11 protein-coding genes are annotated in these 13,775 nt (G+C 35.4%); 8 read left to right on the top strand and 3 right to left on the bottom strand.

From position 1 onward, the window contains the following. Positions 1–104: 104 nt before the first annotated feature. A complete protein-coding gene (gene htpG / locus ACAM30_RS04545) occupies positions 105–1,988 on the bottom strand; it encodes a molecular chaperone HtpG (protein ID WP_369617430.1) in 1,884 nt (627 codons plus the stop codon). A 203-nt stretch (positions 1,989–2,191) separates the two neighbouring features. Between htpG and ACAM30_RS04540 the strand changes: the two genes are divergently transcribed. The 4 genes from ACAM30_RS04540 (at position 2,192) to ACAM30_RS04525 (ending at position 5,305) form a co-directional block, all read left to right on the top strand. Then, positions 2,192–2,695, top strand: a complete 504-nt coding sequence (locus ACAM30_RS04540; RefSeq protein ID WP_369617429.1) for a hypothetical protein — start codon at positions 2,192–2,194, stop codon at positions 2,693–2,695. Positions 2,696–2,713: 18 nt separating this feature from the next. Further along, a complete protein-coding gene (locus tag ACAM30_RS04535; protein ID WP_369617428.1) occupies positions 2,714–3,409 on the top strand; it encodes an OmpA family protein in 696 nt (231 codons plus the stop codon). Positions 3,410–3,514: 105 nt separating this feature from the next. Next, on the top strand, positions 3,515–4,465 hold the full coding sequence (locus tag ACAM30_RS04530; RefSeq protein ID WP_369617427.1) for an ABC transporter ATP-binding protein: 951 nt from the start codon (positions 3,515–3,517) through the stop codon (positions 4,463–4,465). A 111-nt stretch (positions 4,466–4,576) separates the two neighbouring features. Beyond that, positions 4,577–5,305, top strand: a complete 729-nt coding sequence (locus ACAM30_RS04525) for a hypothetical protein (protein ID WP_369617426.1) — start codon at positions 4,577–4,579, stop codon at positions 5,303–5,305. A gap of 151 nt (positions 5,306–5,456) precedes the next feature. Here the strand turns inward: ACAM30_RS04525 and ACAM30_RS04520 are convergent, their stop codons facing one another. Then, on the bottom strand, positions 5,457–7,868 hold the full coding sequence (locus ACAM30_RS04520) for a prolyl oligopeptidase family serine peptidase (RefSeq protein WP_369617425.1): 2,412 nt from the start codon (positions 7,866–7,868) through the stop codon (positions 5,457–5,459). A gap of 264 nt (positions 7,869–8,132) precedes the next feature. Here ACAM30_RS04520 and ACAM30_RS04515 point away from each other — a divergent pair, with 264 nt between their 5' ends. From ACAM30_RS04515 to ACAM30_RS04500, 4 genes are all read left to right on the top strand, one after another. Continuing rightward, complete coding sequence (locus tag ACAM30_RS04515) at positions 8,133–9,140, top strand: 3-oxoacyl-ACP synthase III family protein (RefSeq protein WP_017494896.1); 1,008 nt, start codon at positions 8,133–8,135, stop codon at positions 9,138–9,140. A 299-nt stretch (positions 9,141–9,439) separates the two neighbouring features. Continuing rightward, positions 9,440–9,763, top strand: a complete 324-nt coding sequence (locus tag ACAM30_RS04510) for a GIY-YIG nuclease family protein (protein ID WP_369617424.1) — start codon at positions 9,440–9,442, stop codon at positions 9,761–9,763. 312 nt (positions 9,764–10,075) lie between these two features. Further along, positions 10,076–10,747, top strand: a complete 672-nt coding sequence (locus tag ACAM30_RS04505) for a copper homeostasis protein CutC (protein ID WP_369617423.1) — start codon at positions 10,076–10,078, stop codon at positions 10,745–10,747. A gap of 249 nt (positions 10,748–10,996) precedes the next feature. Beyond that, positions 10,997–11,224: a SymE family type I addiction module toxin gene (locus ACAM30_RS04500; protein WP_369617422.1), complete on the top strand. Its 228-nt coding sequence runs from the start codon at positions 10,997–10,999 to the stop codon at positions 11,222–11,224. A 94-nt stretch (positions 11,225–11,318) separates the two neighbouring features. Here the strand turns inward: ACAM30_RS04500 and ACAM30_RS04495 are convergent, their stop codons facing one another. Continuing rightward, positions 11,319–13,736 (bottom strand): TonB-dependent receptor, encoded by a 2,418-nt coding sequence (locus tag ACAM30_RS04495; protein WP_369617421.1) that lies wholly within the window; start codon positions 13,734–13,736, stop codon positions 11,319–11,321. Positions 13,737–13,775 lie beyond the last annotated feature (39 nt).

Raw genomic sequence — 13,775 nt, 5'->3', positions numbered from 1 at the left:
CAATTGGATTCAGCAGGCCTTGATTGGGGGGTCTAAAATAAAAAGCCCTGCAAGTTTACTTGCAGGGCTAATTTTAGTATCGAAAACTTAAATTGCTAAAAGTTTTATTTAATCATTTCAAAACTTCTTTTTACGAAAGCAGTTAAAGCTTCTCCTTTTAACAAGTTTTGTGACAATTTAGCTAAGTCTAGAGCTTGTTTAACCAAGTGCTCCTGATGTGTTTTGTCTTCTGTGTTCAGGATGCTTGCCGCTAAGTCCGAATTGGTATTTACAATCAGATTGTACATTTCCGGCATATTGCCCATTCCGAACATTCCGCCTCCGCCTGACTGGCTCATTTCTTTCATTCTTCGCATGAATTCAGGTTGCGTGATGATAAACGGAGCTGCCTGGCTGTCCATTGCTTCCAATTGTACAGAGTATGCTTTAGGGATGTAAGTTTCTAAAGATGTTTTTAAGGTTTCTTTTTCTTCATCCGATAATTTGGAAATAGTATTCTCTTCTTTCTTGATTAAATTATCAATGTGGTCAGAATCTACACGTACAAAAGTCAAACCGCTGTTGTCGCCTTCGATTTTCTGAATTAAGTGCGAGATAATAGGTGAATCTAAAAGTAATACTTCGTATCCTTTTTCTTTTGCTGTTTCAATATAAGAATGCTGCGCATCTTTATTTCCGGCATAAAGAACGATTAGTTTTCCATCTTTATCGGTCTGGTTTTCTTTTAATTTTTCCTTTAACTCTTCCAAAGTAAAGTACGTATCGTCAACTGTTGGATATAGTACAAATGCACCTGCTTTTTCGTAGAATTTATCTTCAGAAAGCATTCCGTATTCTAAAACGATTTTAATGTCGTTCCATTTTTGTTCGAAATCAGTGCGATTTTCATTGAACAAAGCTTTTAATTTATCAGCTACTTTACGAGTAATGTAGTTTGAGATTTTTTTAACGGCACCATCAGCTTGTAATCCTGAACGGGAAACGTTCAATGGAATATCCGGAGAATCAATAACACCTTTTAACATTGTTAAAAATTCAGGTACAATTCCTTCTACGTTATCTGTAACGTAAACCTGATTTTGGTACAATTGAATTTTGTCTTTTTGAATTTGCATGTCCGAACCTAACTTAGGGAAATACAAAATTCCGGTTAAGTTAAATGGGTAATCTACATTTAAGTGAATGTTGAACAATGGCTCCTCAAACTGCATTGGGTATAATTCTCTGTAGAAGTTTTTGTAGTCTTCATCAGATAATTCACTTGGTTGTTTCGTCCATGCCGGATTTGGATTGTTGATGATATTGTCGGTTTCAACAGTTTCATTAACATAGTCTTCAGGAGCATCTTCCGGTTTAGGAAGTGTTTCTGTTCTGGTTCCAAATTTAATTGGCACAGGCATAAATTTGTTGTACTTGTTCAATAGTCCGCTGATTTTTGAATCTTCTAAAAATTCAAGAGAATCTTCAGCAATATGCAGGATGATTTCAGTACCACGTGAAGTTTTATCAGCTGGTTCTAAAGTAAATTCAGGGCTTCCGTCACATGTCCAGTGTGCAGCCGGTTCGTCTTTGTATGATTTTGTGATGATTTCTACTTTTTCTGCAACCATAAAAGCAGAATAAAAACCAAGACCAAAGTGACCAATAATTCCTGAATCTTTAGCAGAATCTTTGTATTTGTCCAGAAATTCTTCAGCTCCAGAAAAAGCAACCTGATTGATGTATTTTTCTACTTCGTCAGCAGTCATTCCAAGACCCTGATCGATAATGTGAATTTTTTTACCTTCTTTATCTACTTTGATTTTGATAACCGGATTTCCGTATTCTACTTTAGCTTCGCCAATACTAATAAGGTGTTTTAGTTTTAAAGTAGCGTCGGTTCCGTTGGAAACAAGCTCACGCAAGAAAATTTCGTGATCGCTGTATAAGAATTTTTTGATTAAGGGAAAGATGTTTTCTACTGAAACATTAATTTTACCTGTTGTCATATTTTTTTATTTTTTAGTTTAATGTGATGATTTTCATTTCTTCAAATAGAATACCAATTGTTTTTTGGGTGACAAAATGGCGTAAGTGTTAATTTTGAAAGAAAATAATTAGATTCTGAAACCCGAGATATTCCTATGAATCGTATCTTTGTGGTATAATAATTGTTAAACGTGTCAGTATTAACTCAAAAAAAATGTACAAAATGAAGAAAATTATTTTCATTTGCATGATGGCCGCGATGTTTTTTGCGTGTAAATCAGCTTCGTCTACAACAGCTTCAAATGGAGCAACTACACTATCGACTAAACTTGACAGACCTACTCAGGTAGCTATTAAAGGAAATTGGGTTTTAACCAATGTTTCTTATCCCGGTTCTGAATATATCAAGGTAAATTCTTTTGATCTTGCAGATTCTAAATGCTTCATCGGAAGTACGTGGAATTTCATTTCAAATAACAACAAAGGTTCAATGGCTTTGACCGCACCAAGCTGCACCGGATTTAATTCACCAATTGTTTGGAGTGTTAATAATCAGGGAATGTTTGTTCTTAAAATTCTTGATGCTGGGATAAAAGCTAAAAAAGTAAGAGATGGATACCTGTTAAAAGTAGCAGGTTTGACCGATAATTCATTTCAGTTGATCGATAACATTAATGTAGGTGGACAAACAAAAGATGTAGTGTACCAATTTCAAAGAGCCAATTAAAAATAAAAATATAGAAAGATGAGAAAGATATCCGTTTTAAGTTTGAGTTGTTTACTAGTAGTAGCAAGTTTTTTTACAAGCTGCGATTCAGTAAAAAATGCAAATAACACACAAAAAGGTGCCGGAATTGGAGTAGTTGCCGGTGGTATCATAGGTGCTGTTTTAGGGAATAACATAGGAAAAGGCGGAAATGCTGCTTTGGGAGCTGCAATTGGAGCTGCTGTAGGTGGAGGAACCGGTGCTCTTATTGGAAACAAAATGGACAAACAAGCCCGTGAAATTGACCAGGCTTTACCAGGTGCAAACGTAGAAAGAGTAGGAGAAGGAATTCACTTAACTTTAAATGAAAATGCAGTACGTTTTGATACTAATAAGTCTTCTTTAACACCTCAGGCTAAAGCAAATTTAGATAAATTGGTGCCAGTATTTAATGAGTATGGAGATACTGATATTCAAATTTTTGGATATACTGATAATACAGGAAGAGCGGAATACAATTTGACACTTTCAGGACAAAGAGCTGCTTCGGTACAGGCTTATTTAGTTTCAAAAGGATTAAAATCAAGCCGTTTCAAAACTTCAGGTTTAGGTATTGTTGATCCAATTGCAACAAACGACACACCGGAAGGAAGAGCTCAAAACCGTCGTGTAGAGTTTTCTATCACTGCAAATGACAAAATGGTAAATGATGCTAAAGCTCAGGCTGGAAAATAGTTTCAAACTACAATAAAATTTCTTAAAAGCTGTTTCATAATTGAAGCAGCTTTTTTTTGACTTTAGAAATTAAACATTGTAAATTTGGACTTTCAAATATAACCCATGCTCGACATTCAAAATATCTCTTTTTCGTACACCGAAAACCCTGTTATAAAAAACGTTTCTTTTACCATAAATAAAGGTGAGAATATTGCCATTATTGGTGAAAGCGGCTGTGGAAAAAGTACACTTTTAAAACTTATGTACGGCTTGTACAACCTGGATGAAGGCAAGATTTTTTATAATGAGAAGCCTGTTTTAGGACCAAAATATAATTTGATTCCCGGAATGCCATTTATGAAATATCTGGCTCAGGATTTCGATTTGTCTCCTTATGAAACAGTGGCTGAAAATGTTGGGAAGTTTCTTTCGAATGGTTTTGCGAACATGAAAAAATTGCGTGTTCAGGAATTATTGGAAATGGTAGAAATGGAGCAGTTTTCAAATGTGAAAGCTAAATTTTTGAGTGGTGGTCAACAGCAGAGAGTAGCTTTAGTGAGAGTCTTGGCATTAGAACCAGAGGTGATCTTATTGGATGAACCGTTCAGTCAAATCGATGCTTTTAGAAAAAATGCATTACGCCGAAACCTATTTCGCTATTTGAAGCAAAAAGGAATTACCTGTATCATTGCTACACACGATAGTACAGATGCTTTGTCATTTGCCGACGAAGCGATTGTAATGCGAAATGGAGAGGTCATCATTAAAGATAATCCAACAAAAATTTACGAAGATCCTGAAACGAAATATGTAGCTTCGCTTTTTGGAGAGGTAAATGAAGTTCCTACTCATTTATTGGTTCCGTATGAAGATCAAATGCATAAAACTCTGGTATATCCGCATCAGTTTAAAATGGTTACCGAGTCTAATTTACCGGTAAAAATCAGAAGGACTTATTTTAGAGGGAACCACTATCTTATCGAAACGGTTTATAAAAGACAATTAATCTTTTTTGAAAGTGAAATTGATCTGCCTTTGGAGCAGGAAATATTTTTAGGTTTGAATTATTTATAAATAAGGAGGAAAAGGTTGTTTGTGTAAAATTTTCACTAGTTTTAGAAAAAAAATGTAGGAATATTCTAATAAAAACAAGATATTTGTTTTTGTAATTTTAATATTTTGATCATGATTTTTAATCAAAGAACCGATAGTTCTAAAATAGAAAGGATTAGTTATCTGAGATTGCGAAAAGCGATTGGAGTTCTGGCTGGTTTTTTACCATTGACGTTTATAACTGCGTCCTTATTGAGTGGCCCAAATTATCTAACTCTTCAGGTATCTTTTAGTGCATATTACTACACAAACTTAAGAGACGTATTTACTTGTAGTCTCAGTGTTCTGGCACTTTTTTTAATTACATACAAAGGATTTGGAAGTTCTGTATGGTGGAAATTCTGGAAAAATGACAATTTTCTTTCTAATCTTGCAGGGATTGCATTTCTTTTAGTAGCGCTATTTCCTACTAATCCGACTCATGGCAAAATAAAGATTTATTCTCTTATTCCGACTGATCTGCCGTTTTTAAGTCAGATGCACAATTATCTCGCTGTAATAGCTTTTACTTGTCTGGCTATAATTTCTATTTTTGTATTTACAATAGGGCAGCAGGAAAATAAAAAAATCCCTATTCATTTTTTAAATGAGAATTACCTCTACATTGTATGTGGGTCATTGATGGTATTAAGTTTTGTCGTTTTATTGCCTTTAATACGGCATTGGCATGTAAAGCAAGCCATGCTCATCAGTGAAACTTGTGCATTTATTAGCTTTAGTATATCATGGTTAGTGAAAGGCCGGGCACTGGGATCAAATGGTAGAATAGGAAGGATCTTATACAGGGAAGATAATCCGTAACAGAAAGAATTTGAATCAGAATAAGCCGTTTCAGGTTTGAACTATCTATAAAATAATAGCCCTAAACTTACGAGTTAAGTTTAGGGCTTTTTTTATTATTAAACCGGACAGGTTTCAAAAACCTGTCCGGTTTGTTTTTTTATAGATTGATTTAGTTTTTAAGATATTTTTCTAAAAACTGATCTTGTTCCCAAAGCAAGTGAAAAATGTTTTCTTTGGCAACATAACTATGTGCTTCTTTCGGTAGGATAACCATTCTTGCAGTCGCTCCTAAGCCTTTCAAAGCCTGATAGTAACGCTCTGTTTGTAAAGTAAAAGTTCCCGGATTATTATCGGCCTCACCATGAACTAACAAAAGAGGTGTTTTCATTTTGTCGGCATTCATAAAAGGAGACATTTTAGTATAGACATCCGGAACCTCCCAATAATTACGTTGTTCTGTTTGGAATCCAAAAGGAGTCAGCGTTCTGTTATAAGCACCGCTTCGGGCAATTCCACAAGCGAAAAGGTTTGAGTGTGTTAGTAAATTAGCAGTCATAAAAGCGCCATAAGAGTGACCTCCAATAGCTACTTTTTTACGGTTAATGTATCCTAAAGCATCAACAGCATCAATAGCAGCTTCTGCATTGGCTACCAATTGTGGCATAAAGTTATCGTTAGGTTCAGTCGTTCCTTCACCAATAATTGGGAAAGCAGCATCATCAAGAACAACATATCCTTTGGTTACCCAGTACACGAACGATCCGTAATAAGGAGTTGTAAATTCATTTGAATTTTGAGTCGATTGCCCAGCGCTGTTTCTGTCTTTGTATTCAGCTGGATAAGCCCAGATTAATAAAGGTAATTTTTCTTTTTTCACTTTATCATAACCTGCCGGTAAGTATAAAGTTCCTGAAAGTTCAACACCATCCTTACGCTTGTATTTGATCACTTCTTTGCTTACATTTTTAATACTTTCAAACGGATTTTTGAAAGAAGTAATTGGTGTTAAGCTGTTTTGTTTTTTGATATTTCTGAAGTAGTAATTCGGATATTCACTCTTAGACTGAATTTGTACTAAAACTTTTCCTGATTTAAAATCTTCAATTTCAAGTAAATCTTCTTTTTTGTCTTTATATGGAGAAGTGTAAATACGCTTGGATTGTAATGTTTTTAGATTGAATTCATCAATAAAAGGGAATTGTCCTTCTTTGGTGTATCCTTCTCCAATACGATAAGCATTGTCTTTCTCAATCGCCAGAACATATTTGTTGTATTCGTTTTTTCTGGTTTCGAAAACTCCCGGATCTGAGTAAACATCTTGTTGGTTTCTGTCTGTAATTACTTTTGGCTGTTGAGCTGGGTTTGCCGGATTGATCAGGTAGGTTTTAGTATTACGGGTGTCGTACCATTGGTCCGTTAGAAAAGCGGTATTATCATTACCCCAAATAATATCGTCGTAACGTTGTGGTACTTTTACTAAAGAAGTCGCGTCACTTGTAAAAGGAGCATTCCAAAGAAAAACTTCATCTCTAAAATCAACTTTATTAGCAGGATCACCCTCGTCTAAAGCCACAACATAAGATAAGGTTGCCGGTTTATCATTTCTCCATGCCATTTCTCTTTTTCCTTTTCGAACAGCCATAAAACCTTTTGGTATTATTTCGTTTAACGGAACTTCATTCACTATTTTAATTTCTTTTCCTCTTGCATCATAAACAATAGTTCGGGATGGGAATCGGTATAAAGGAACTACATAAGAAAATGGTTTTTGAATTGTTGTCAGCATAATATAATTACCGTCTGGCGAAATCCTTTCTCCGTAATACATTGCAGCTTCTTTAAACAATGTAGCATTTCCGTTAAGGTTAACTTTGTAAAGTTCAGAAGTGGTAATGTTTTCAAAATTAATTTCGTCATTTTGATTTTTCAACATATCAGGAAATGTTCTGTTTTGAGATTTTGTTCCTGCCGTATTAGAGATAATTGGACCAGTTGGTAAATCATTTTTAGGATCTAACAATGGTTTTCTGTTTTTTGGAAGCATTTTTACCAAAATAGTCTCATTGTCTAAGAACCAGCTAAACGGATTTCCTAAATTGGCATTAACAGTTGCCTCGGTAAGTTTTGTTGCTTTTGCAGTTTCAACATCCAGAAACCAAAGTTCAACACCGGAACTTGTGGTGTGAGAGAACAGTATTTTTTTATCATTTGGAGACCAAAGGATGTTGCTTATTTTTGGATTTTGAGGTAATCCTGAAACCTGAACTTCTTCCTTACCACTAATTTTTCTTAGCTTTAGATTCGTTGTATAAGTTACAGAGCTGGAAATGTTTGTGACCGGATTAATTCTTAAACCTCCTAAGCGAAGTTCGTCCTGGTTCAAATCATCGAGTGTTTTATATGTACTCCTGTACATTAATAGCATATTCTCTTTTTTAGTATCCATCGATACTGTAGGAGCTTTTTCGTAATCGGCTAAATCTAAGATAGATTTTGATGGTTTTTGGTAAGTGAGATTTTCCTGTGCAAAGGCAAAAAAGCCAATGTTAAGAAATAGCAGTAATGTAACCTTTAATTTCATAATTTGAATTTTAGGAGTTTAGAGTTTGGTATTCCTATATGTTTGACTAAAATACTTCAAACTTGTTACATTCTATATGTTATTTTTGATACTTTTCACATTTTTCAGGCGAAAACTGTTTTTTCAGAATATAAACTGTCAGAATCCTATTTATAATTAAAGTATATTGAATTGTCAATTACGAAAAAAATACTAATTTGGACGTTAATGTTTTAAAGTATACTTAAATTTGCATTACAATTTTTTAACAAATAATAAAACAATATGTATCATTCAAAAATAGCGGGCTTAGGATATTATGTCCCTTCAAATGTTGTGACCAACGATGATTTGTCTAAGATAATTGATACCAATGATGAATGGATTCAGGAGAGAACTGGAATTCAGGAGCGTAGACATATTATTCGTGGAGAAGATACCACAACTACAATGGGTGTAAAAGCAGCTAAAATTGCTATAGAACGTTCTGGCGTAGCCAAAGAAGATATTGATTTTGTAGTTTTTGCTACCTTAAGTCCGGATTATTATTTTCCAGGACCTGGAGTTTTGGTACAGCGTGATTTAGGATTACGCACTGTAGGAGCACTTGATGTTAGAAATCAATGTTCAGGTTTTGTTTATGCATTGTCGGTTGCCGATCAGTACATCAAAACCGGAATGTACAAAAACATCCTTGTTATTGGTTCCGAAGTACATTCAACAGGACTAGACATGACTACTCGTGGTCGTGGAGTTTCGGTAATTTTTGGAGATGGAGCAGGAGCGGCAGTTGTAAGCCGTGAAGAAGATTTGACCAAAGGAATCTTATCGACACATTTACATTCAGAAGGACAGCATGCCGAAGAATTGGCTTTGCAGGCACCGGGAATGGGAGCACGTTGGGTAACCGATATTATAGCTGATAATGATCCGAACGATGAGAGTTACTATCCTTATATGAATGGACAGTTTGTATTTAAAAATGCCGTGGTTCGTTTTGCTGAAGTAATCAATGAAGGATTAGAAGCAAATGGTTTGCAGGTTTCAGATATTGATATGTTGATTCCTCATCAGGCGAATTTAAGAATTTCACAATTCATTCAAAACAAATTCAAATTGAGTGACGATCAGGTACACAATAATATTCAGAAATACGGAAATACCACAGCAGCCTCTATTCCGATTGCTCTGACTGAAGCTTGGGAACAAGGAAAAATCAAATCCGGAGATACAGTGGTACTGGCTGCTTTTGGTAGCGGTTTTACCTGGGCAAGTGCAATCATTAAATGGTAAATTAATTCATCTTGCATTATATTTCATAACCTGCTCTTTTTTAGAGCAGGTTTTTTTGTGCTTTGTATTGTCCGGCTAAGCAAAGTTGAAGCCTTTGCTGTTTATATGCCTTCCACTCCGCTCAGGATGACATTAGGGTTTTGTTTGTAACTTTTGTGATCACTGTCCAGTTAAGCAAATCCAAAGCATTGTCCGGCTGAGCGGAGTCGAAGCCCCCCGTTCCAATAGGAAAATCAGTTATATTATAAGTATATTTTTTTTAAAAGATTTTTCTTACTTTTAGTTAAAAGAAATATATTATGAAATTGTATTATGTTTATATCCTGAAATGTTCTGATAATAGTTATTACACCGGAGTTGCAAATAATATTGAAAGAAGATTGAACGAGCATCAATCGGCTTTAAATAAGAGTTGTTATACTTTTAATAGAAGACCTTTAGAGCTGGTTTTTTATACTGATTTTAATGATGTTCTTCAGGCTATTTCATTCGAAAAACAAGTAAAAGGCTGGAGTCGAAAAAAGAAAGAAGCCATTATAAATGATAAATGGGATGATTTGAAACAGCTGGCTGAATGCTTAAATGAAACGAGTCATATGAATTACGTTAATAAGAAGTCATAGTGTAAATAAGCCTTCGACTCCGCTCAGGGTGACACTAGGACTATGTTTGTAACTTTTGCGATCACCATCCGACTGAGCGAAGTCGAAGTCTTTACGGTTTGTGAGCCTTCGACTCCGCTCAGGGTGACACTCGGGTTTTGTTTTAGTGGCAATGTCCGGCTCAGCGAAATCGAAGTATTGTCCTGCTAAGCGAAGTTGAAGTATTGTCAGGCTGAGCGAAGTCGAAGCCCCCTCCACATTCCAATTTTAATTCCTATTTTTGTTCAGGAGCATTGTGCTGATTGAAGCCGATGCATTCTTTAAATCAATCTAATGAAAAGAAATCAACTGGAAATAGCCTGTTTCAATTACGAATCGGCAATAATTGCACAGGAAAGCGGTGCAGACAGAATAGAATTATGTGACAATATGCTGCTTGGCGGGACAACACCAAATTTAGAAACAGCAAAAAGAGTACGGGAAAAACTAACCATAAAAATGCATGTGATCATCAGACCTCGTGGCGGTGATTTTGTTTATACGGGGGAAGAGTTTACAGAAATGAAACAGGACATAAAACAACTGAAAGAATTGGGAGTTGATGGTTTTGTTTTCGGAATTCTAAATCAGGATGGGAGTGTAAACAAAGAACAGAATTTGGAATTGGTAAAACTAGCCAGTCCGCTTTCGTGTACTTTTCATCGTGCTTTTGATGTGGTTGATTCAATCGAAAAAGGGCTGGAAGAGGTAATCGAATGTGGTTTTCAAACGATACTCACTTCGGGAAGAGGAAAAAATGTTGAAGAAGGAATTTTGGATTTAGAACTGATTCAGAAATTAGCGGGAGACCGAATCGTAATCATGCCCGGCGGCGGTTTGCGATCTTCAAATATTAAACTGCTACAAGAAAAATTACAGCCTACTTTTTATCACTCTTCTGCCATTACAGGTGGTATAGAGATTGCAGATGCAGATGAAATACAAAAAATAAAAGCTGAGTTCTAATGAATATTAGGCATTTTTCTTGATGCCACAGATGATATAGATTAAAATGATTTTTTAAATAGTATTTTTTTTGAAAGAATTATCTTATGTTTGAATCGCGAATCAATATAAGAGAAATTTCATGATTAATTTATCAATTTTAAAAATCGAAGATAAAGCCTGGTGGAGAGCGTGTGCAAGTCCCGTGCTATACAAGTCCTCTTGTTGGTTCGCAGCATCGTCAGGCCTCTTTTTAAAAAACTCAATGTTATGCGAACCAACAAGAGACAAACAATCAGGCGCCCGGATGTGCGCAGTCTGAAAATCCAACCCAAAATGAGATTTAATGAATACAGTCAGAAAAAAGTTCCTGAGATCAAACTCTGCGGAAACTGGCTGCAGAAACTTGGCTTCGAATTTGATGAACGGGTAATTGTAACCTGTATGCCTAATCTGCTTATTATTCGACCAATCGAAGAGTCAAATCAATTAAGTTAACAGAAAATAAAACTCAACAAAAAAGTCCGGAATTTATTAATTCCGGACTTTTTATTTTCAATTGAATAATTAAACTTTAGTGATGAAAAAGGTATTAAAGGACTCCACTGCTGCTCCCGATATTATTTTCTTCTCTTGTTTTACGGTTCATACCAGTGATTTTTGCTCCTCCAAAATTATAAGTCAGACCTAAATAAACGGTTTGGTTTTCCCAGGTATTCTGTCCTGTGTGCGGATAAGGATATTGCGCGTCAAAAGAATATTTCATGGTGTCGAAAATATCGTTAAAACGAAGGCTTATATTCATTTTGTCGTTTAGCAAAGTATAACGGGCGCCTGCATCTATTTTGTACATTTCATGACTGTTGCTTTGCAGGCCATCAGTTGGACCGCTGTAAAATCCGAATAGTAAAAAGCTCATACGCTGGTTCACTTTAAAATTAGAACTGATACGGCTGTTTAAAGCCGAAACCGTAATTTTTCGCTCAAGAGGTATTCCTATATTTGTTGTTGGGTTTAATGAAAAAACAATTCCCTGTTGATCAATGCTTGAAAAGTCGATAGACGGAGAGATGTTCCACCATTTTGTGATTTTGTAATTAAAAGAAGCTTCAAATCCGTAGGCAGTATTACGATTAAAGTTGGTATATGATTCAATTATTTTATTACCGGCGGTATCTGTCTCGTCCGGATATGTTACTCTGCTGATCTGATCGTTGATACTTCTGACGTAAACTCCAAAAGTAAAACTTCCTTTTTCTAAGGTTTTAGTATAATTGAGCTCTACTGAATTGGTAAATTGAGGTCTTAGTTCCGGATTTCCCAATGTAGTAACCAGTGGGGTAGAAAATTCACGAATAGGTCTTGTCTGCTCTAAACTAGGACGATCAACACGACGGCTATAGCTCAATTGTATGGTGTTTTTTGTATTTAGATTATAAGTAAAATAAGCCGATGGATAGAGCGTTAAATAATCATCATTAAACTTATCCTGACCGTAGTTGAAATTAGCAGCTGCTTTATAACTTTCAAAACGAACGCCTAACTGATAACTGAATTTACTGAATTTCTGACCAAACGTGGCATAAGCAGAATAAATATCGGTATCATAAGTATAATGTATCGGTTGATTCCCGGTAAGATCAGTAGGGTTTGTTCGGACATAACTATTTTCTGATTTTGTGATTCTGGCTTCGGCACCCAGTTCGAGAGTCGTTTTTTCGTTTAATGGATTAACGTAGTCCAGGTTGATTGTATTTAAGTTACGATGGCTTTTGTTTAAATCAGTATGGCTTACCTTTTTTACCGTATGATCAGGAGTGCTGTTTTGAGTGTCAAAATTTCCTTGCTGAGTGGCATTGTAAGTACTAAAGTTTCCTTCAATATCTAAAGTGTGGCCTTCTTTTTTAAAGAGGTGTTTGTAGGCCAGATTATAAGTTCCCAGTTTTTGAGGTCCAAAATATCTGGAATTTTGCAAGATGCTGCTGATGTCAGCATTATTATCGTTGAAGTTTATATTGGCGTCAACAAATACATCCTGATTGTATTTACTCTGATTCGTGTAAAAAGAAATAGTGTTTTGTGCGTCAATGAAATAATCCATTCCAATTTTATAAAGATGAGAGTCAGCATTCGATTTAAAGTTTATTTGTTGACGAATATCCTGATCAAATCTTTGAAGGGAACTGTCGAAAAAATAGGTCCCGAAATTTTGACCGGCATTTCCATAAAAATTTACTTTCCCGTTTTTGTAATTTAAATTCAGCGATTGATTGTGTTTCGTAGCTTCTCCAATAGTTATTCCACCGCTGTAACTACCATTAAAACCTATATTGGTGTTTTTAAGTAAAATAATGTTTATGATCCCTGACATGCCCTCCGGATTGTATTTGGCACTTGGATTGGTGATCAGCTCAATTTTTTTAATAGAGGTTGATGGAATTTGTTTTAGCAATTGAGCCGGATCAATATTACTGGGTCTTCCGTCAATCAATACTCGCACGTTATCATTTCCGCGAAGCGAAATTTTTCCGTTCTGATCTACATTGACAGATGGAATATTATTCATAATCTCAGAAGCTGTAGCTCCGGCAGTGGTCAGATCTTTGCCAACCGTAATTACTTTTCGATCCAGTTTTTGTTCAATGGTTGAGCGTTCGCTGATAATATTTACACCCTTAAGTTGTGTGGCTTCTTCTTCAAGAGCAATTTTAAGAATGGCTTCTTTACGATCTTCGCTTAAAATAACAGATCCCGTGTATTTCTTAAATCCGATATATTGAATTTCGATTGTGTAATTTTTTAAAGTCAGATTTTTAAGGGTAAAATCGCCATTATCGTCGGTGTTTACTCCCAAGACAATTTTTCCATTGTCTTTAAGCGAAACTGTAGCATACGAAATAGGAGCATGGTTGGATTTTTCGGTAATTTTTCCGGAAACTGTTCCGGAAGTTTGCGCCTGAAGAGCTGTCATTGTAGTCAGTAAGACTAATAAAAGTAATTTTAATTTCATGAACATTTGATTGATTTGATTGATTTGATTGATGATTGA

This window comes from Flavobacterium sp. CFS9 (assembly GCF_041154745.1).
In the GTDB taxonomy this organism is placed as follows: domain Bacteria; phylum Bacteroidota; class Bacteroidia; order Flavobacteriales; family Flavobacteriaceae; genus Flavobacterium.
This window is presented reverse-complemented; position numbering and strand designations above follow the sequence as displayed.